At 62.4% G+C, this 18,993-nt stretch carries 24 protein-coding genes; 13 read left to right on the plus strand and 11 right to left on the minus strand.

Annotation, left to right across the window (positions count from 1 at the left end):
* Window positions 1–322 precede the first annotated feature (322 nt).
* The 4 genes from BLU15_RS00820 to BLU15_RS00835 all read left to right on the plus strand — a co-directional run bounded on the left by BLU15_RS00820 (window position 323) and on the right by BLU15_RS00835 (window position 3,338).
* Window positions 323–1,105, plus strand: coding sequence for an ABC transporter substrate-binding protein (locus BLU15_RS00820; RefSeq protein ID WP_034795139.1), 783 nt, complete (start codon window positions 323–325; stop codon window positions 1,103–1,105).
* 169 nt (window positions 1,106–1,274) lie between these two features.
* Complete coding sequence (locus BLU15_RS00825) at window positions 1,275–2,078, plus strand: ABC transporter permease (protein ID WP_034795142.1); 804 nt, start codon at window positions 1,275–1,277, stop codon at window positions 2,076–2,078.
* Window positions 2,075–2,905, plus strand: a complete 831-nt coding sequence (locus tag BLU15_RS00830) for an ABC transporter permease (RefSeq protein ID WP_060520672.1) — start codon at window positions 2,075–2,077, stop codon at window positions 2,903–2,905. The genes BLU15_RS00825 and BLU15_RS00830 overlap by 4 nt, the downstream gene beginning before the upstream one ends.
* Before the next feature lie 166 nt (window positions 2,906–3,071).
* Complete coding sequence (locus BLU15_RS00835) at window positions 3,072–3,338, plus strand: usg protein (RefSeq protein ID WP_034795148.1); 267 nt, start codon at window positions 3,072–3,074, stop codon at window positions 3,336–3,338.
* Between the two features lie 69 nt (window positions 3,339–3,407).
* Here BLU15_RS00835 and BLU15_RS00840 read toward each other — a convergent pair whose 3' ends face one another.
* Window positions 3,408–4,133, minus strand: a complete 726-nt coding sequence (locus BLU15_RS00840; protein ID WP_034795151.1) for a DUF2270 domain-containing protein — start codon at window positions 4,131–4,133, stop codon at window positions 3,408–3,410.
* Between the two features lie 204 nt (window positions 4,134–4,337).
* Between BLU15_RS00840 and BLU15_RS00845 the strand changes: the two genes are divergently transcribed.
* From BLU15_RS00845 to BLU15_RS00855, 3 genes are all read left to right on the plus strand, one after another.
* Complete coding sequence (locus BLU15_RS00845; RefSeq protein ID WP_034795154.1) at window positions 4,338–5,165, plus strand: class I SAM-dependent DNA methyltransferase; 828 nt, start codon at window positions 4,338–4,340, stop codon at window positions 5,163–5,165.
* Between the two features lie 112 nt (window positions 5,166–5,277).
* Window positions 5,278–6,147, plus strand: a complete 870-nt coding sequence (locus BLU15_RS00850; RefSeq protein ID WP_090293925.1) for an NAD(P)-dependent oxidoreductase — start codon at window positions 5,278–5,280, stop codon at window positions 6,145–6,147.
* Entirely contained in the window at window positions 6,144–6,839 is a 696-nt protein-coding gene (locus tag BLU15_RS00855; protein ID WP_162765912.1) for a DNA alkylation repair protein, read from the plus strand. The genes BLU15_RS00850 and BLU15_RS00855 overlap by 4 nt, the downstream gene beginning before the upstream one ends.
* Window positions 6,840–6,854: 15 nt before the next feature.
* Here the strand turns inward: BLU15_RS00855 and BLU15_RS00860 are convergent, their stop codons facing one another.
* The 3 genes from BLU15_RS00860 to BLU15_RS00870 all read right to left on the minus strand — a co-directional run bounded on the left by BLU15_RS00860 (window position 6,855) and on the right by BLU15_RS00870 (window position 8,624).
* Window positions 6,855–7,343, minus strand: coding sequence for an Lrp/AsnC family transcriptional regulator (locus BLU15_RS00860; protein WP_034795162.1), 489 nt, complete (start codon window positions 7,341–7,343; stop codon window positions 6,855–6,857).
* Window positions 7,344–7,408: 65 nt separating this feature from the next.
* Window positions 7,409–8,044 (minus strand): uracil-DNA glycosylase family protein, encoded by a 636-nt coding sequence (locus BLU15_RS00865; RefSeq protein ID WP_090293927.1) that lies wholly within the window; start codon window positions 8,042–8,044, stop codon window positions 7,409–7,411.
* Window positions 8,037–8,624 (minus strand): thermonuclease family protein, encoded by a 588-nt coding sequence (locus BLU15_RS00870; protein WP_090293928.1) that lies wholly within the window; start codon window positions 8,622–8,624, stop codon window positions 8,037–8,039. The genes BLU15_RS00865 and BLU15_RS00870 overlap by 8 nt, the downstream gene beginning before the upstream one ends.
* Window positions 8,625–8,929: 305 nt before the next feature.
* On the opposite strand from BLU15_RS00870, the gene BLU15_RS00875 reads away from it, so the two are divergent.
* The gene (locus tag BLU15_RS00875; RefSeq protein WP_090294420.1) at window positions 8,930–10,465 is read left to right on the plus strand and encodes a sensor histidine kinase; all 1,536 of its coding nucleotides are present in this window, start codon (window positions 8,930–8,932) and stop codon (window positions 10,463–10,465) included.
* Window positions 10,466–10,468: 3 nt separating this feature from the next.
* On the plus strand, window positions 10,469–11,011 hold the full coding sequence (locus BLU15_RS00880; protein ID WP_090293930.1) for a GNAT family N-acetyltransferase: 543 nt from the start codon (window positions 10,469–10,471) through the stop codon (window positions 11,009–11,011).
* 4 nt (window positions 11,012–11,015) lie between these two features.
* On the opposite strand, the gene BLU15_RS00885 is transcribed toward BLU15_RS00880, so the two are convergent.
* Both BLU15_RS00885 and cobT read right to left on the minus strand, forming a co-directional pair.
* Window positions 11,016–11,429, minus strand: coding sequence for a diacylglycerol kinase (locus tag BLU15_RS00885; protein WP_034795175.1), 414 nt, complete (start codon window positions 11,427–11,429; stop codon window positions 11,016–11,018).
* Between the two features lie 228 nt (window positions 11,430–11,657).
* The gene (gene cobT, locus BLU15_RS00890) at window positions 11,658–12,674 is read right to left on the minus strand and encodes a nicotinate-nucleotide--dimethylbenzimidazole phosphoribosyltransferase (protein ID WP_034795180.1); all 1,017 of its coding nucleotides are present in this window, start codon (window positions 12,672–12,674) and stop codon (window positions 11,658–11,660) included.
* Between the two features lie 247 nt (window positions 12,675–12,921).
* Here cobT and BLU15_RS00895 point away from each other — a divergent pair, with 247 nt between their 5' ends.
* From BLU15_RS00895 to BLU15_RS00910, 4 genes are read left to right on the plus strand one after another with little or no spacing between them, the layout of a single operon-like run.
* Window positions 12,922–13,710: an adenosylcobinamide-GDP ribazoletransferase gene (locus BLU15_RS00895; protein ID WP_060600886.1), complete on the plus strand. Its 789-nt coding sequence runs from the start codon at window positions 12,922–12,924 to the stop codon at window positions 13,708–13,710.
* Between the two features lie 35 nt (window positions 13,711–13,745).
* On the plus strand, window positions 13,746–13,967 hold the full coding sequence (locus BLU15_RS00900; RefSeq protein ID WP_089044154.1) for a DUF1289 domain-containing protein: 222 nt from the start codon (window positions 13,746–13,748) through the stop codon (window positions 13,965–13,967).
* Window positions 13,964–14,665 (plus strand): retropepsin-like aspartic protease family protein, encoded by a 702-nt coding sequence (locus BLU15_RS00905; protein WP_060520665.1) that lies wholly within the window; start codon window positions 13,964–13,966, stop codon window positions 14,663–14,665. Before BLU15_RS00900 ends, BLU15_RS00905 begins: the two co-directional genes overlap by 4 nt.
* Before the next feature lie 56 nt (window positions 14,666–14,721).
* On the plus strand, window positions 14,722–15,411 hold the full coding sequence (locus BLU15_RS00910; RefSeq protein WP_060584982.1) for a hypothetical protein: 690 nt from the start codon (window positions 14,722–14,724) through the stop codon (window positions 15,409–15,411).
* A 13-nt stretch (window positions 15,412–15,424) separates the two neighbouring features.
* Here the strand turns inward: BLU15_RS00910 and BLU15_RS00915 are convergent, their stop codons facing one another.
* The 5 genes from BLU15_RS00915 to BLU15_RS00935 form a co-directional block, all read right to left on the minus strand.
* On the minus strand, window positions 15,425–16,186 hold the full coding sequence (locus tag BLU15_RS00915; protein WP_034795209.1) for an ABC transporter permease: 762 nt from the start codon (window positions 16,184–16,186) through the stop codon (window positions 15,425–15,427).
* The gene (locus tag BLU15_RS00920) at window positions 16,183–17,109 is read right to left on the minus strand and encodes an ABC transporter ATP-binding protein (protein WP_034795212.1); all 927 of its coding nucleotides are present in this window, start codon (window positions 17,107–17,109) and stop codon (window positions 16,183–16,185) included. Before BLU15_RS00920 ends, BLU15_RS00915 begins: the two co-directional genes overlap by 4 nt.
* A gap of 106 nt (window positions 17,110–17,215) precedes the next feature.
* On the minus strand, window positions 17,216–17,701 hold the full coding sequence (locus BLU15_RS00925) for a YeeE/YedE family protein (protein ID WP_090293932.1): 486 nt from the start codon (window positions 17,699–17,701) through the stop codon (window positions 17,216–17,218).
* The gene (locus BLU15_RS00930; RefSeq protein WP_089044156.1) at window positions 17,698–18,105 is read right to left on the minus strand and encodes a YeeE/YedE family protein; all 408 of its coding nucleotides are present in this window, start codon (window positions 18,103–18,105) and stop codon (window positions 17,698–17,700) included. The genes BLU15_RS00925 and BLU15_RS00930 overlap by 4 nt, the downstream gene beginning before the upstream one ends.
* Window positions 18,102–18,434 (minus strand): ArsR/SmtB family transcription factor, encoded by a 333-nt coding sequence (locus tag BLU15_RS00935; protein WP_034795232.1) that lies wholly within the window; start codon window positions 18,432–18,434, stop codon window positions 18,102–18,104. Before BLU15_RS00935 ends, BLU15_RS00930 begins: the two co-directional genes overlap by 4 nt.
* Between the last annotated feature and the right edge of the window lie 559 nt (window positions 18,435–18,993).

The raw sequence follows: 18,993 nt of genomic DNA on the forward strand, positions 1-18,993 counted from the left end.
GGCCTTGACCCAAGGTTTCGGCTTTTTTGTGTTGGCCGCGAGACGCGCGGTCCAATGCAACGCCCAAACCGCGAACCGGTTCCTTGACAAGGGCTAGCGGAGGCAAGATTAACCGCCGCTGAACGCCCCGTTCATGTTTCTCCCGCACGGAAAACCACAATCATCGGTCGAAACTTGATTCCCGTTGAGCGCCTTCGCTTTCCTGTTGATTTTTAGTGGAAAAGAGTACGAATATCGCCACAACCGGCGGCAGACGCCCCGGCTGAAATTGGCATCCGCGAAAAACAACAATGCCGGATGTCGACCAACAGAGAGGACTATCATGCGTATTTCCAAGCGGCTGGCAGCCGCCGCATCGGCTGCCGTTTTCGTGCTCATGGCAGGCTCGGCCATGGCCGACGGCGAAAAGGTCGTGATCGGCACGGAAGGCGCCTACCCGCCCTTCAACAACCTGGAAGCGGACGGCACGCTGACGGGCTTCGACATCGACATCGCCAAGGCGCTGTGCGTGGAAATGAAGGCCGAGTGCACTTTCGTGACGCAGGACTGGGACGGCATCATTCCGGCGCTCATCGCCAAGAAGTTCGACGCCATCATCGCGTCCATGTCGATCACCGCCGAGCGCAAGGAAAAGGTCGACTTCACCAACAAGTACTACAACACCCCGCCGGCAATCGTCGTGCCGAAGGATTCGCCGATCACCGAGGCAACCGCAGCCGCCCTTCAGGGCAAGGCGCTCGGCGCGCAAGGCTCGACCACCCATTCCAACTATGCCGAAGCGCATATGAAGGGTGCCGAAATCAAGCTCTATCCGACGGCTGATGAGTACAAGCTCGACATCGCCAACGGCCGTATCGATGCGGTCATCGACGACGTCGTCGTGCTCTCGGAATGGCTGAAGACCGCTGACGGCGCCTGCTGCAAGCTGCTCGGCACCCTGCCGATCGACCCCGTTATCAACGGCGACGGCGCCGGTATCGCGGTCCGCAAGGGCGACGATGCGCTGCGCGAGAAGTTCAACAAGGCGATCGAAGCGATCCGCGCCAACGGCAAGTACAAGGAAATCAACGAAAAGTACTTCCCATTCGACGTTTATGGCAGCTGATTGACGGTTTCCGGTGCGATTTCCTAGTGAATCATGCCGGAAAAACGTCGGTTGATGCGAAAATTGCAACGGCGGATGGCTTGCCCTTCCGCCGTTTTTGTTTGACAAGTGCCTAAAACAAAGCGCGATCGATACGCATAAAAACAGCGCAAAAGGGGAAATCTCTGACATGAGCGGGTTGTTTGCCGGCTTCTATTCCATCCTCTCCTGGATCGGATCGATCGTCGATCCATTCTGCGGCCCGGTCGGGGTCTTTACCTGGCTCGCACCTGGCACGCTTCTCGCCTGCGGTGACACCGGATGGGGCGACGATATCGCCCACGGCTTCGTCATTACCGCGAGCCTTGCCATCGCAACGCTGCCCGTCGGCCTGTTGATCGGCTTCTTCATCGCGCTGGGCAAGCAGTCCGAAGAGCGCACGGTTCGGCTCGCGTCGAACATTTACACGACGATCTTCCGCGGCCTGCCCGAACTGCTGACGCTCTTCATCGTCTATTACGGCTTGCAGATCCTCGTTCAACAACTGCTGGCATCGCTCGGCTACGACGGTCCGGTCGAGATCAATGCCTTCTTCGCCGGCATGATCGCACTCGGCGTCGTCTTCTCCGCCTATTGCTCGGAGGTGCTGCTGTCGGCTTTCAAGGCCATCCCGCATGGACAATACGAAGCCGGTGACGCCCTTGGCTTGCATCGCGGCCGCACCATGCGCCTCATCATCCTGCCGCAGCTCGTGCGCATCGCCCTGCCCGGTCTCGGCAATCTCTGGATGGCGCTGCTCAAGGACACCGCCCTCGTTTCGGTCGTCGGCCTGACCGACATCCTGCGTCAGACCGGCATTGCCGCCCGCGTGACCAAGCAGGCCTTCGAGTTCTACGGTGTTGCCTGCGTGCTCTTCCTGATCCTCGCGATGATTTCCTCGATCGTCTTCTCCTACATTGAACGGCGAACCAAACGTGCGGAGATGGGCCGATGAGTGTCGTTGCAACGATGATCCCGCCGCAGGCGCCGCCGCCGGTTCCGCCGAAGCCCTACACGCTCACCCGCTTCGTCGGCAGCGTTGCGCTCGGCATCTGGCTGGCACTCGGCGTCGGTATCTTCCTGACCGTGGTCGGCGGCTGGGATCCGGACAAGTTTGCCAAATACGGCCCGCGCTTCATCAACGGCCTCGGCGTCACGTTGATGCTGGTCGGCCTTTCGATCGTCATGGGCGCCATCCTGTCGCTGCCGATCGCCTTTGCCCGCATGTCGAAGAACAAGGTCCTGTCGTGGTTCGCCTACGGATACGTCTACTTCTTCCGCGGCACGCCGCTGCTGGCACAGCTCTTCCTCATCTACTACGGCCTCGGCAGCTTTCGCCCGCAGCTGGAAGCGGTCGGCCTGTGGTGGTTCTTCCGCGACGCGTGGAACTGCGCGATCTTCGCTTTCACGCTCAACACTGCGGCCTACCAGGCGGAAATCCTGCGCGGCGCGATCGAGAGCGTGCCGCGCGGCCAGCGCGAAGGCGCTGACGCGCTTGGCCTTCCCCAGCGCGTCGCCTTCTGGAAGATCATCCTGCCGCAGGCAATGATCGTGGCGCTGCGCCCCTACGGCAACGAGATCATCCTGATGATCAAGGGCTCGGCGATCGTCGCGATCGTCACCGTCTTCGATCTCATGGGCGAAACCCGCTATGCCTTCTCGCGTACCTTCGACTTCCAGATGTATATCTGGGCAGCCATTCTCTACCTCATCATGGTCGAGATCCTGCGCAACATCTGGAGCCTGCTGGAAGCGCGGCTGACCCGCCATCTGAAGCGATAGGCTTTCTACGTCGGTTTCGAACAAAGCTTGGCAGCACTCCCTAAGAGAGGCTGCCAAGCTTTTGTTATTTCACGAGAAAGTTTCACTTCGGGACAAATATTAGCCCTTGATTAACAAATCAGGCGTTTCATCATAGGGACCAACCTTTGCGAGAAGTGAGGTCCACATGACGAACGAGATGGAACTTCAGCTCAAGGGCTACGGACTGACGACGGCGCAGATCCTCTACCACCTGCCCGACCATCCGGCCTTCCTGCAAACCTATATCTGGCAGCACTACGACATTGCGCCGGACTTCCCCGAAATGCGCAGCTTCCTGAAATTCTGGGAAGAGAAACTGGACGGGCCGCTGCATTCGGTGCGCTACGTGCACCGCAAGCTGATCTCGGCCACCGAATGGCGCGCACTGAAGGGCGAGCTCATTCTGCACTGAGAGCCGCCGACGGCGACCGCTCTCTGTCACCAGGAACCCTGGATCGGCGAGGCGTGACGCCCGGCGCCCTCAGACATGCACCTCCCCATGCGCGAGTTCGCCTTCGCGCGGCTCCTTGTGCAGCGAGCCGTAGAGCACCAGCCCGTAAAACACGATGACACCAACAATCACCGGCCAGCCGGGCAAGGGACCGAGGGCCGCATTCTGGGCGACGTCCATCCAGGAGCGCACGTGGCCGAAGGGCTCGCCATTGGTGGAGATCTTCGGCGAGGAAATCTTCAGCGCCCACGCGAGCAGCAGGATCAGATACATCCAGCAATAATTGCGCTGCAGCCGGCGGCAAAGCGCCTCGCGGTAGCTCATCAGGAAAGCGGGCTTGCGCAGGCTCTTGGCGATCGACGCCGCCCAATTGAGGTTCGGCGTGCCATCGGGCGCCAGGATCTGGGCGAAGTAGCCGCGCTCCAATTGCCGTACCCGGGCGCGATAGACGTCGAAGAAGCGATAGCGCCGGGCTTCGATCAGGAGCAAGAGCGTAATCAGCAGCATGGCGAAGAGCAGCACGCCATGATGCGACGACGGTGTCGACAGCGAGACCGAGAGCAGCGCCGCAACGACGGTGATTGCCCAGTTGGAGGTCCGGTCGATGCGGTCGCGCCAGCCGGCCATGCGCCCCATTTCGCCGCGATAATAGTGTACCACCGCGTTGATCTGCTCCTGCGACGTCTGCGGCAAGGGCGGGCCTTTCGGCTCCTTCGTTTCGGCGCTCAAGATCAGCGGCCCAAGCTCGGCGGACATCGGCATTCCTCCCGTCTTTTCTTATGCTTGCGATGATGACTCCTTTCCTGTCGCCGATAAATCCCGATGGCGCCGCATGGCGACGTTTTTCGTCCGGAAGGCCAAGGAAATCCTGCCACTGACCGCCAAAACGCCAGATCCACGCCCGCAAACCTTTCGCCGACGGCGATTGCCAAAAACCGGCTGCGGACGTAAGAAGCGCCCATGACCCAGAAAAGCACGAAAATCGACGAGGAAGCGCTGGCCGAGGCCTATAACCGCGCCCTCTCCCTGGAAAAGTCCGGCAAGTTCGATGCCGCGGCGCAAGCCTATGCCGAAGTGCTGGCGCTCGATCCGGAAGACCACGGCGGCGCTGCCGTGCGACTGGCTTCGATGGGACGCGGCGAAACGCCGGTGAAGGCGCCCGATGCCTATGTCGCCACGCTCTTCGACCAGCATGCCGAAGTCTTCGACAACGTGCTCGTCGACCAGCTCGGCTACTGCGTGCCGCTCCTCGTCCGCCAGCGCCTGCAGGCGCTTGAACTCGGGCCCTTCGACCGGGTGCTGGATCTCGGCTGTGGCACGGGCCTGACCGGCGGCGCGCTCCGCGACATGGCCGAAGACATCACCGGCGTCGACCTCTCCGAAAACATGGTCGAGATCGCCCACGAAAAAGACCTCTACGAGACGCTTTACGTTGCAGAGGCGGTCGACTTTCTCGACGACAATGACGACGAGCCCTTCGACCTGATCGTCGCCACCGACGTGCTTCCCTATATGGGCGCGCTCGAAGCGCTGTTTTTCGGCGCGGTCGACAACCTCGTCCCGGGCGGCCTGCTGATCTTCTCCAGCGAAACCCTGCCCGCAGAGACCTTCGCCGGCCGCAATTTCATGGTCGGCCCGCACCAGCGCTTTGCCCATGCCGAGAGCTACCTGCGCGACCGTCTCGCCGCCACCGGCTTCGAGATCGTCGAAGTCGGCGACATCACGGTGCGCCTGGAAGAAGGTGAGCCGATCGCCGGACATCTGGTGGTCGCACGCTTCAAGCCCTGATCGGGCCATGACAGCATCATGAGAAGGGAGCATCGCACGATGCTCCCTTCTCTCTTTTCCGCACCCGCGCCATCGGCTACACCAAGGCGAAAGCAATGGGAGTATTCGGAAAATGGCAAAGGTTGCATTCATCGGTCTCGGCGTCATGGGCTACCCCATGGCCGGTCACCTCAAGGTCCGCGGCGGTCACGAGCTGACGGTCTATAACCGCACCTTCGCCAAGGCCGAAAAGTGGGCGGCCGAGTTCGGTGGTCGCGCGGCGCGCACCCCGGCAGAAGCCGCCGATGGCGCCGATTTCGTCTTCTGCTGCGTCGGCAACGACGACGACCTGCGCTCTGTAACGACGGCCAAGGACGGCGCCTTCGAAAAGCTGAAGGCCAACGCCATCTTCATCGACAACACCACGGCCTCCGCTGAGGTCGCCCGCGAACTCTACGAAGCGGCCAAGGCCCGCAATGCCCACTTCGTCGACGCCCCGGTTTCCGGCGGCCAGGCAGGCGCCGAAAACGGCGTTCTGACGGTGATGTGCGGCGGCGACGAAGCCGCCTTCGATCGCGCCAAGCCGGTCATCGAAGCCTTCGCCCGCATGGTCGGCCTGATGGGTCCGGCCGGTGCCGGCCAGATCACCAAGATGATCAACCAGATCTGCATTGCCGGCCTCGTCCAGGGGCTCGCCGAAGGCATCCACTTCGGCAAAAAGGCGGGTCTCGACATCGAGAAGGTCGTCGACGTCATCTCCAAGGGGGCAGCCGGCTCCTGGCAGATGGAAAACCGTCACAAGACGATGAATGCCGGCAAGTACGACTTCGGCTTCGCCGTCGACTGGATGCGCAAGGACCTCGACATCGTGCTCGCCGAAGCCCGCCGCAACGGCGCCAAGCTGCCGGTGACCGCGCTGGTCGACCAGTTCTACGGCGATGTGCAGGAAATGGGCGGCAACCGTTGGGATACGTCCTCGCTGCTCGCCCGCCTCGAAAAGTGAGCCTTAGCCCGTCCTCGACCGCGGGCGAGATCATCGCTCACCTGCGGTCTCTCGGCTCTGAAGACAATCTCGCCGGCATGGCGCGTTTCGGTATCGTCACCGACACTGCCATCGGGCTTTCCAATATCGAGCTGCACAAGATCACCCGGCTGGTGAAGACCGATCACCGCCGGGCGCTGGAGCTCTGGCAATCCGGCATTCGCGAGGCGCGCATCCTGGCCGCCTTCACCGCCGATCCGAGAGTACTGACGCTCGCCGAGGCGCGCCGTTGGGCGGAAGATTGCAATTCCTGGGAAGTGGTCGATACCGTCGCCGACCTTTTTATTGCCGCGCGCTTCGAGCGCGAACTGATCCCGGAATTTTCAGCCGACGAACGGGAATTCGTCCGCCGCATCGCCTTTGCGATGATCGCGACGGCTGCAGTTCACCTGAAGAAAGAACCGGACGCAGCGCTTCTCGCCTGGCTGCCGTTGATCGAGCAGCATTCCGGCGACGAGCGCAACTTCGTGAAGAAAGCGGTCAACTGGGCGCTCCGGCAGATCGGCAAGCGCAACGCCGCCTGCCACGGCCCGGCCCTCGCGCTTGCAAAGCGACTGGCGGAAAGCTCGAACCGCGCCGCCCGCTGGACGGGCAAGGACGCGGTTCGCGAACTGTCGAACGACAAGACCCTGGCAAGGCTTGGCCTCGCCTGAGTCTGCTAGCTGAGGTCAGTCCTCGCTGGACTTCGCCTGGTCGATCATCATGTAGTCGAGCGGCAGCTCGGTCGTATACTTGATCTGCTCCATGGCGAAGACGGAGGAAACGTCGCGGATCTCGATCTTGGCGATCATGCGCTTGTAGAAGGCGTCATAGGCTGCGATGTCAGGCACGACGACACGCAGCAGATAGTCCACGTCGCCACTCATGCGGTAGAACTCGACGACTTCCGGAAATTCGGACACGACCTCGGAGAAGCGGCGCAACCACTCCATCGAATGGGAGTTCGTACGGATCGACACGAAGACCGTGACCTTGGTGTTGATCTTCACCGGATCGAGCAGCGCGACGCGGCGGCGGATGACGCCGTCCTCTTCCATCTTCTGGATACGCCGCCAGCACGGCGTGGTCGAAAGCCCGACCTTCTTGGCGAGGTCGGCAACGGCCAGCGTGGAATCCTCCTGCAGCAGGCGCAGGATTTTGCGGTCTAGGCGATCCATAAAAGTCCCTCTCGAATTATTTTTCCCTCTATAGCGCGAAATTGATGAAGATAAAGAAAATTTTTTCAGTTCGTGAGAACGAAAACACGTTCGCGCAAGAAGGGCAGCACCGCTTCGAACCAGGGATTTCGCTTCAGCCAGCCGGTGTTGCGCCAGCTCGGATGCGGCAACGGCAGGATCGCCGGCACGGCGTTGCGCATCGCGTAGCGCCGCCAGTTCTTCACCGTCTCGGTCATCGATTTCGGACAGTCCGGGCCGATATGCCAGCGTTGCGCATAGTGGCCGATCGCCAGCACCAGCTCCACCTGCGGCATCTGCTCCATCACCCGGTGGCGCCAAAGCGGCGCGCATTCGCGCCGCGGAGGCAAGTCGCTGCCATGGGCGTCATAGCCCGGAAAGCAAAAACCCATCGGCACGATCGCGAATTTCTCCGGATCGTAGAAGCTCTCGCGATCGACAGCCAGCCATTGCCGCAGCCGATCGCCGGACGCATCGTTGAACGGCAGACCGCTGTCATGCACGCGCAGTCCGGGCGCCTGCCCGGCGATCAGGATGCGCGCCGCAGTGGAGATCACCGCCACCGGCCGCGGCTCGTGCGGCAGCCGGTCGGCCTCGCCGCGCAGCGGGCTGTCGCGACAGATGCGACAGGCCGAAATTTCCGCCCGCAACCGATCGAGTTGAGCAATGCGGTCGTCAGGCATCGGCGATACCGGAAAAAAGTGCGGTCAGGCGTTCGAGCAGCCAGCTGCGGATCGCCGCAAGCCAGCCATCGATGAGGTGCGGCCCCTCGTCGGGATGACCGTTCGTCCGGCGCCACTCCTGCGGTTTCACGAACTCGCCGGCCCAGAGCCCGCGCTGCTCCCGTTCTGCCCTTGCCTCCTCAGCCTCATAGCGCCCGTAGCTCACCGCATAGCCCGAAAGCACCATCTCGCGCCCGACATCGCGGTTGGCCGCATCGCAAACACCGAGCTCGCGGCCGTATTTGTCGCGGCCGTGAAACCGACAGCGCACATCACCCGCCGAGACGAGCGCCCGCAATCGGCCGCGCGCCTCGCGGCCGCAGTCCCAGGCGACGCCATCGCGCCTGCAGGTCTGGTCGAGCTCCGGCGCGTCGATGCCCTCGATGCGGACGCGTTTACCGTCGATCCGCAGGCTGTCGCCGTCGCTCGCGATCGCCGCGCCCCGTGCCGAACCGGTCGCAGATCGCTCTCCGACGGGCAGCCTGTCGGCGACAAAGGCGCCGATCGCCAAGAGGATGAGAATGATCCATCCGCCGGCCATGCCGCCACGTCCGCCGGACGGCGCATGACCGCGGGACCTGCCGCGGCCCTTGGGAAACCGATATGTCGTCCGTCCGAATTTCACGCCTGCCCTAACCTCGATTGCCGCGGGACTGCCTCGCAGACCAGCGCGTCATAAACATGGTCGATTCCAAAAGATTAGAGAAGGAACCTCACATGCAGCGCGATCCATCACGACCTGAGCACGGCTGCGCCACAATGGTTGTCGAATCCTTCACGCACCGCAGCAACTTCTTAAGGATTGCTCACTAGACTGCAACGCAATCGCAACCGTCGCATATGAGCATGAGTATCGCTGCCAGCACATCGACCGATAAGATTATCGTCGACAAATCGCGTAGCCATCGAAACAAGGCCGTTTCGAGGACGGTCCGCGCGACGCGTGAGCGGCTGCAGACAGGCTCGTCGGTGCCCTCGGGCTTCGAGCGCGAGATGCTCAATCTCTACATCGACAGTGCTCTGCATGGCGCGATCGCCATTCCGGTGCTCGTTACGCTGATTGCGGCGGTCGGCATCTATCTCTCCGGCAATCTCGGTTTCGTCCTCTGGGCGGTCATGACGCTCTCGGCCCATGCCGTCACGCTCTTCTTTGCGCGCAAGGCACGCCGGGAAGACATCAGCGCCGAGAAGGTTCCGGTCTGGCGCCGCCGCTTCCTGCTCGGCCAGGTGCTGATGGGCCTCTGCTGGGCGACCTTCGTCGCACAGGATTGCGCGAGCTGCGGCAACGTGCGCTTCGGCTTCTTCGAGGGCACGGTACTGCTGGTCGCGCTTGCTGCGACCGCTATGGGCACGTTCCTGCTGCGCAATGCGCTCCTTTACACTTTCGCCCCGGTCGTGGCAGCCCTCGCGTTTGCATCGCTCACGACCGGCGACGTGATCTATATGGGGCTCACCGGCGTCATCTCGCTGTCGCTGCTCTTTCTGGTGCTGATGACGGACCGCATGAACCGCGCAAGCGTGCACATCCTCTCCGTTCAATCGGAAAAGGACGACCTGATCGCGGAACTCGAAGTTGCAAAGTCGATGTCCGACGAAGCCCGCCGGCGTGCCGAAGAGGCAAACCTCGCCAAGTCGCGCTTCCTCGCATCCATGTCGCACGAGCTGCGCACGCCGCTGAACGCCATTCTCGGCTTCTCCGAGGTGATGTCGACAGAGGTTCTGGGCCCGCTCAGCAACCCGACCTACAAGGAATACACCAACGACATCCACCGCTCTGGCGAGCACCTGCTGAACCTCATCAACGAGATCCTCGACCTGTCGCGCATCGAGGCCGGCCGCTACGACCTCAACGAGGATTCGGTCAGCCTGGTCGATATCGCCGAGGATTGCATCGGCATGGTGCAACTGAAGGCCCGCGCCAAGAACATCACCATCCACCAGCAGTTCGAACACGGCATGCCCTCGGTCTGGATCGACGAAAAGTCGATGCGCCAGGTCATTCTCAATCTGCTGTCGAATGCCGTGAAGTTCACCAATACCGGCGGCGAAGTCACCTTCAAGGTCGGCTGGACCGCGGGCGGCGGCCAGTATCTCTCGATCAAGGACAACGGCCCCGGCATTCCCGAGGAAGAAATCCCGATCGTGCTCTCGGCCTTCGGCCAGGGCTCGATCGCCATCAAGAGTGCCGAACAGGGCACGGGTCTCGGCCTGCCGATCGTCCAGGCCATCCTCGCCAAGCACAATGGCGAATTCATCCTGCGCTCGAAGCTGCGCGAAGGTACAGAGGCGATCGCCATCCTGCCGGCGCGCCGCGTGCTCGAAAGCCTGCCGGCGATCGAGGATGTCGCAGCCCCGGTTCGCCGCCGCAAGAGCTTCGCCTGATCCATGCACATCGAAACGCAGCGCCTCAGGCTTCGGCCCTGGGAAGAACGCGATATCGCGCCTTTCGCGCTTGCCAATGCCGATCCCGAAGTCCGGCGCTACTACTATCCGGCCATTCTGACGCGCGACGAAACGGCAACGATGATTGCCGACTGCGTCCGCCATCTCGCCGACCGCGGCTTCGGCTTCCTCGCCGTTGAACGCAAATCCGATGGCGCGCTGATCGGCGGTCTCGGCCTTTCTGAGGCTGGAGACGAAATCCCCGACGGACCGCATGTCGAAATCGGCTGGATCCTTGCCCGCCCCTACTGGCGGCAAGGATACGCGCTGGAAGCGGCGAGCGCCTACCTGTACCATGCATGGCGCACACTCGGCCTTGCCGAGGTAATCGGCTATACCTCGCGCATCAACCAGCCTTCGCGGGCACTGATGGAAAGATTGGGCATGCGCTCGGATCCGGCCGATGATTTCGACGACGTCACGGTGCCCGGGGGCAACCCGCTGCGTCCGCATGTGCTTTATCGGGTGAAGGCGCCGGCCCGCTAGCCGGTCAGTTCATGAAGCCGTCGAAGATCACGACATAGGCGGCATAGACACCGTTGGCGACAATCAGGCAGAGGCAGGCGAAGGAGCCGAGATCCTTGGCGTTCTTACCCATTTCCGAGATTTCGGGAGAAACGCGATCGACAATTTCCTCGATTGCCGTGTTGATCGCCTCGAAGGCCATCATCAGTAGGAACAGGATCGCCATCGCCACATATTGGAAGAAGGTTGCGCCGACAATGATGAAAGCGATCATCGCGGCCGCAAAGGCGATCAACTCGTGGCGAAAGGCAGCCTCGCCGATCAGCCGCTTGGCGCCGCCGAGCGAATAGCTCGCAGCGGCAAAGAGATGCCGAATGCCGGTCTGCTTCTCGACAGGACCCGTCTGTCCAATGCGGTGCGTGGTGTTCTTGGCGTCCATTTCGTCTCGACAGGGCTTGAAACTGTGCTTGCTTCGACATCGTGATTGAGGCGAATGCAAGGCGGTCTCGGTTGCAGGCACCCAAGACTATAGCTAGGGCGCGCATTTGCGCTTTGGATAGGCGAGAAGGACGCATCCATCAAGGCCCGGCACGCGACAGCTTCGCGCCCGTGACAGGCCTTGGACAGAAACCGGCCGGCCTTCCTGCAAAGCCCGGCCGGAACTTCACTATTCCTTGTTGCTGACGCCGGCCTGGGCAAAGGTCGCCATGCCGCTGTGGCAAGCGGCCGCCGCCTTGACGATACCGGCGGCAAGGGCCGCGCCCGTGCCTTCGCCAAGCCGCATGCCGAGTGCCAGCAGCGGCGTCTTGCCGAGCTTCTCGATCGCGCGCAGATGCCCCGGTTCGCCCGAAACATGGCCGATCAGGCAATGGTCGAGGGCCGACGGGTTGGCCGCCTTCAGGATCGAAGCCGCAGCGGTCGCCACGTAGCCGTCAATGATGACAGGTACCTTCTGGACGCGGGCGGCCAGGATGGCGCCAGCCATGGCCGCGATCTCACGACCGCCGAGGCGACGCATCAGTTCGAGCGGATCGGACAGGTGATCGCGATGCAACGCCACGGCCTTTTCGACCGCGGCGATCTTGCGCTTCAGCACCTCGCCTTCGGAGCCGGTACCCGGACCGACCCATTCTTCGGCCGTGCCACCATAAAGGCCGAGATTGATCGCGGCCGCGATCGTGGTGTTGCCGATGCCCATTTCGCCGATGCACAGAAGATCCGTGCCGCCAGCAATCGCCTCCATGCCAAAGGCCATGGTCGCGGCGCAATCGCGCTCGGACAGCGCGGCTTCCTCGGTGATATCACCGGTCGGGTATTCGAGTGCGAGGTCGAAGACCTTCAGCCCGAGGTCGTGGCTGACGCAGATCTGGTTGATCGCAGCGCCACCGGCGGCAAAATTCTCGACCATCTGTGCGGTGACGGATGACGGGAACGGGGTCACGCCCTGGCGGGTGACGCCGTGGTTGCCGGCAAAGATCGCCACTAGCGGCCGGTTGACCACCGGCGCCTTGCCCGTCCAGGCGGCGAGCCAGAAGGCGATTTCCTCGAGGCGGCCGAGCGCGCCCGGCGGCTTCGTCAGCTGGGCGTCCCGCTCCCGCGCGGCAACAAGGGCTGCCGCATCCGGGCCCGGCAGGTTGCGCAACAATTCGCGAAAATCATCAAACGGCAGGCCGCTGGCACTCATGGGAGGAATCCTTGCATCATCGTGAAGCTCTAACTACGCCCCTCATAGAGGGCGCCGAAAATTCGGGCAACGACATTTGCGCCAATCGGCGTCGCCGTCTCGATCCGCGAGCGGTCGCAGACGGCCTATGAAAGGTCTGGGAAAAGTGTGCGCGGCCCTCGCGGGTGCGCCCGCCCGGCTTGCGAGACTCGCCGCAGTCGGCGAGTTTGGCAGCGGCCGGGTCAATGGCCGCAACCTTGGAGGAGCCATGGGCTTCGTTGGCGATTTCTGTGACGATGTGGCGCGGTCGATCGGCTTTCTCAGCCGCATCCCGATGCCTGCGCGCCATTTCGAAGGTTATGACGGGCGCTTGAGCCGTGCCGTGCGCGCCTTCCCGCTAGCCGGCCTGGCGATCGCACTGCCATCGGCGGCCGTCGCCATGGCCCTCATGGCGCTGCAGGTGAGCTCGCTCTTTGCCGCCTTTGTCGTCGTCGCCATCCAGGCGCTTGTCACCGGCGCACTGCACGAAGACGGGCTTGGCGACACGGCCGATGGCTTTGGCGGCGGTCGCGACCGCGAAGCGGCGCTTGCGATCATGAAGGACAGCCGCATCGGCACCTATGCGGCCGTCGCCCTCATCCTCTCCTTCGGCCTGCGCGTCTCGGCGCTCGCCTCGATCCTGCCGCTCTTTTCGCCGCTGGGCGCCGCCATGGCGATCCTTGGCGCAGCGTGCCTCAGCCGCGCCGCCATGGTTTGGCACTGGTCGTCGCTTCCGCCGGCGCGCAGCGGCGGCGTCGCGGCCTCGGCTGGCGAGCCGGAACCGGCGGCCACGCGCTTCGCGCTTGCCTTCGGACTTCTTGTCGCAATGCTGCTCTTCTATCTCGCGCAGGTCCCGGCGCTCGGCGTCATCGCGGCGCTCGTCGCATTCCTTGCCACGGTCAAGGGCTTCGCTCGGCTGGCGATGCGCAAGATCGGCGGACAAACGGGCGACACGATCGGGGCGACGCAGCAACTGACCGAAATCGCCGTGCTCGGTGCCCTTGCGCTGACGGTTTGAAACATCGATATATCAAGGGAAAACTGAGCACGCCCATGGAATCTCCCTGCATTCTCGTCTGTTCGATCGATGACAAGACCGGCTACTGTTTCGGCTGCGGCCGTACCCGCGACGAAGTCGGACGCTGGACGCTCTATACCGATGCCGAACGCCGCGCGATCATGAGCGTGTTGCCTGCGCGGCTTGAGACCGTCGAACGCAAGCCGCGGCGCGAAACCCGACGCACGCGCATGGCGAGGGAACGCGGCGAAGCATGACCCGTCTTGCCATCCTGCTCTCGATCCTGGCCATCGGCCTCATCCTGCTGATCATCAACCACGACACCGGCCGCACCATGGGGCTCGCCAATGACCAGTTCGGGCAACTGGTCTCGCTCGGGGCCATCGCCACGCTGATCGGCGCCGGCATCCTGCAGAGCCGCCACCGCTTCGGCGAAGGCCTGCGTCAGATCGCCATCTGGCTCTTCGTCGTTCTGGCGCTGGTCTCGGCCTATGTCTACCGTTTCGAGTTGGAGGGCTTCGGCAACCGCCTGCTCGCCGGCCTCATCCCCGGCCGCGCCACCATCATCACCGACAGCGAGGGACAGCAGGAAGTGGTGCTGCAGAAGATGTTGAACGGTCATTTCGAGACCACTGCGACGGTCGACGGCAAGGACATCAGCATGCTGGTCGATACCGGCGCCAGCAACATCGCGCTCACCTATGAAGATGCGGAAAAGATCGGCCTCGACCCGGCCAACCTCAACTATATCGTTACGGTCATGACAGCCAATGGCCGGGCCCAGGCAGCCCCCGTGATGCTTCAGGAGATCTCGATCGGCCCGATCACCCGCCGCAACATCGGCGCAACGGTCGCAGCCAAGGGCAAGCTCGATCAGAGCCTGCTCGGCATGAGCTTCCTGTCGACGCTGGAGATGCTGCAGATGCGTACCGACGAGCTGCGTCTGCGCGACTGACCGGCATCGGCCCCGGCGCGCGGTCGTGCCACGCATAGAAGCAAGGGGAGCACGGCATGGATTTCATGCGACTGCTGAAGTCGATCGAGGAACTGCTCTATGAGCTCGTCTGCTGGCTGCTGTTTTATCCGCTCACCCTGTGGCGCACGCTGCGCCACCCGCAGGCGATGATGCGCTATGCCGACGTCGAGCTCGGCGACGACCTGCCGGAGCAGTACTCGGATGCGCTGAGCCCGCCGCTTTTTCTGCTGATCACGCTGCTCTTGGCGCATGGGCTGGAGCTCGGCCTCGTCAGCCGCGCAGTTCCCTGGGCGCCGACGTCGCTGCTTGCCTCCGACTCCAACCTGCTGATGTTTCGGGCTGTCGCCTTCAGTATTCTGCCTCTGCTGATGGCCGTGAAGCTCCTGCGCAACAAGGGTGCCAAGCTGACACGCGAGACGCTGCGTCCGCCCTTCTTCAGCCAGTGCTACGTCACGGCACCCTTCGCTTTTGCCATCAGCCTCGGTGGCCAATTGCTCTTGGCCGGGCACAACGCCTTCACCACTGTCGGCGCCGCCTTCGTGGTCGCTTCGATCGTCTGGTACATCGTTGCCGAAACGCGCTGGTTCATGGCCGACCTCGGGCTCTCCGCCGTGCGGTCGCTCCTCCACGTCGTGGTCACGATTCTTCAGGCGCTGCTCGCGATGGCCGTCGCCAGCACGATCATCGCCTATGCCAGTGGAGCCGTGCCGGCGCTAGCACCCTGACGACCGATGGAAGTCAGTTACGCAGGCGGTAGCCGGTGCGGAAGATCCAGGCGAGCACCGACATGCAGACAGTCAGGAAGGCAATGATGATCACCGCGCTGAAGATCGGGTTGACGTCCGACACCTCGAAGAAGCTCCAGCGGAAACCGCTGATGAGGTACAGCACCGGGTTGAAATGGCTGACGGCCTGCCAGAAGGGCGGCAGCATCTTCACCGAATAGAAGCTGCCGCCGAGGAAGACGAGCGGCGGGATCACCAGCATGGGGATCAGGTTCAGTTGCTCGAAATCCTTGGCCCAGATGCCGATGATGAAGCCGAACAGGCTGAAGGAAATCGCCGTCAGCACGAAGAAGAAGACCATGACGAAGGGATGAGCGATCGTCAGGTCGACGAAGAGCGATGCCGTCAGGAGAATGATCGTGCCGATCATCATCCCCTTGGTCGCCGCGGCGCCGACATAGCCGAGCACGATCTCCACCATCGAGACCGGCGAGGAAAGCACCTCGTAGATCGTGCCGGTGAATTTCGGGAAATAGATGCCGAAGGACCCGTTACCGATGCACTGGGTCAGAAGCGTCAGCATCATCAGGCCGGGCGTGATGAAGGCGCCATAGGAAACGCCGTCGATCTCCTGGATGCGGCCGCCGATCGCCGCGCCGAAGACGATGAAATAGAGCGACGTGGAGATAACGGGCGACACCACGCTCTGCAGAAGTGTGCGGCGTGTGCGGGCCATCTCGAAGAAATAGATCGATTTGATCGCTTCGATGTTCATCGCCCTGCCCCCACGATTTCGACGAAAATGTCTTCCAGCGAGCTCTGTCGCGTGGAAATGTCCTTGAGCCTGATGCCGGCCTCCGCCAAGGCGGCGAGCAAGGTGGTGATCCCGGTCCGCTCGGCGCTAGTGTCATAATCGTAGATCAGACAATGGCCGTCGCCTTCGAGCGTCAGGTTGTAACCCGAGAGCACGTCAGGCACGCCATCCAGCGGATGGGCGAGATCGACGCGCAACTGCTTGCGCCCGAGCTTCGACATCAGCGCCGCCTTGTCCTCGACCAGCAGGATCTCGCCGCCGTTGATGACGCCGATGCGGTCGGCGATTTCTTCCGCCTCTTCGATGTAGTGTGTCGTCAGGATGATCGTCACGCCCGAGGCGCGCAGCCGCTCGACCACGTCCCACATGCTCTTGCGCAGGTTGACGTCGACGCCGGCCGTCGGCTCGTCGAGGAAGAGGACCCGCGGCTCATGCGACAGCGCCTTGGCGATCAGCACGCGCCGCTTCATGCCGCCCGAAAGCTCGCGCAGCATGTTGTCCTTCTTGTCCCAGAGCGACAGGTCCTTCAGCACCTTTTCGATATGGGCGGGGTTCGGTTTCTTGCCGTGCAGCCCGCGGGAGAAGGTGACCGTGTTCCAGACGGTTTCGAAAGCGTCGGTGGTCAGCTCCTGCGGCACGAGCCCGATCATCGCGCGGGTCTCGCGGAAATCGCGCACCACGTCGTGCCCCCCGACCATCACCGTTCCGCCGCTCGGATTGACGATACCGCAGATGATCGAGATCAGCGTCGTCTTGCCGGCGCCGTTCGGCCCGAGCAACGCCAGGATTTCGCCTTCCTCGATATCGAGGCTGACGCCCTTCAGCGCCTTGAAGCCGGAGGCATAAGTCTTCGACAGATTGGAAACGGAAACGATTGGCGCCATGAAAACTGATCCGGAAGGAGGGGCAGAGTCTTGAGGTCCCGCCCTATATGGGACAATTCATTCCGATTTGCAGCCGGCTGGAATGAAAAAACAAGATGACTGTGCGTCAACGCGGCTGAGACAGTCCCGTATCGGCGCCCGCTCCGGCCGATGTCTGCCTCGGGAGCTTGCGGTCAACCAGCCGGTCATGGACAAGCATCCCGGCCAGCATTGCCACCACGAAGAGGACCGTTGCCGGCAAGCCAAGCGACAGCGAGGCGAGCGCCGGGCCCGGGCAAAGCCCGACCAGCCCCCAGCCGACGCCGAAGATCGCCGAGCCGACGATCAGTCGCCGGTCGATGACCTGATTGTTGGGCAGATGAAAGGTCCCGTCGAACAGCGGATGTTTCAACCGGCGCGTCACCAGAACTCCGAGCGCCGAAACGAAGACAGCGCCGCCGAGCACGAAGGCAAGGCTTGGGTTCCAGTTGCCGGTTATGTCAAGAAAAGCCCGCACGCGGGCCGGATCGAGCATTCCCGACAGCGAAAGACCGAAACCGAATACGACGCCGGAGACGAGCGTCGCGGCAAGGCGGAGCAAGGCGCTGTTCATCCGAAGAAACCCGCAACGAAGACCGTGACGATCGCCGCTCCCATGAAGGTGGCGACCGCGGCGATCGAGCGGCGCGACAGCCTTGCAAGCCCGACAACGCCATGACCGCTGGTGCAGCCCGAGCCCATGCGCGAGCCGAAGCCCACCAGCAGGCCCCCAACCACGAGAAGCGGCCAGGAGGCCGTCACAGTCACCGACGGCCAGGCATCGAAAATGAGGCGGTACAACACCGGTCCGGCAATCAGCCCCAGTACGAACAATGCGCCCGACGAAGCCTGTACGCCCTGCAGCAGGCGCCCTGCGATGCCACTGATGCCGGCCACCCGGCCAGTGGCCACCATCAGGATCGCCGCCGACAGGCCAATCAACAGCCCGCCTACCAGCGCATTCCCGTATTCATTCATGCTTTTGAACCATCTCGACAGAAGATCTGATAGAGCGAGCCGACGAGGCGCGCCACCTTGTCGTGGCTGAGCCGATAGAAAACCTGCTTGGCCTGCCGACGGGTCGCGACAATGCCGGCATCCCGCAAGACCGTCAATTGCTGTGAAAGCGTGGGCTGGCGAATGCCCAGCATTTCCTCGAGCGCCGCGACAGAATGCTCGCCTTCGAGCAGCGCGCTCACGATCAGCAACCTGTTGCGGTTGGCAAGTGTCCTGAGGATTTTAGAAACTTCGGCGGCATGCACAGCCATATCGCTGCGCATCCCCGGAAATTGCATGACCGTTCCCATTTCGTCCTCCTGTGGCGTCAAGGAGTGAGTAGGGCCCCCAATGCTTGTAGCGGCCAACCAGACACTATCCAAGATTGTTATACGAAATAATATAATATCGTATTACTTATTACAAAACCAGACGAAACGGAGAGATCGGCACGGCCTCGCCAACCCAAGGTTTTCTCATACGCAGAAAAACATATAGAAAATTCAGTCTGTTACAATTGGATCCGAAAATGCCGGGAATCGCCATATTTGGGGCAACCGTTCGGAACGCGACCCGGACGAGTAAAACCTAAAGTATAATACTACTTATTTAGGGAATCAGGTCGATTCGCAGATCTTCGCCGACAGCCGGCCAGGAACGCACTCGAACGAAAGCCGGCGCAGGATTTGCTCGGCCGACCACAGCAATTACGCCCAGCTGTCACGAAACCGTGACGCTCTTCGATCAGTTTGCATCGCGCGGGCCGCAACATCGCCCTTTGATTTGCGCTCGTGATTTGCAGGCCGGAGCCTCCCCCTTTTGCTCCGGTCGTTGGGCCGGCCTCCCCGCCGGCCTCTTTTTTTTGCCGGC

It is taken from the genome of Ensifer sp. YR511 (assembly GCF_900103045.1).
Lineage (GTDB): Bacteria > Pseudomonadota > Alphaproteobacteria > Rhizobiales > Rhizobiaceae > Ensifer > Ensifer adhaerens.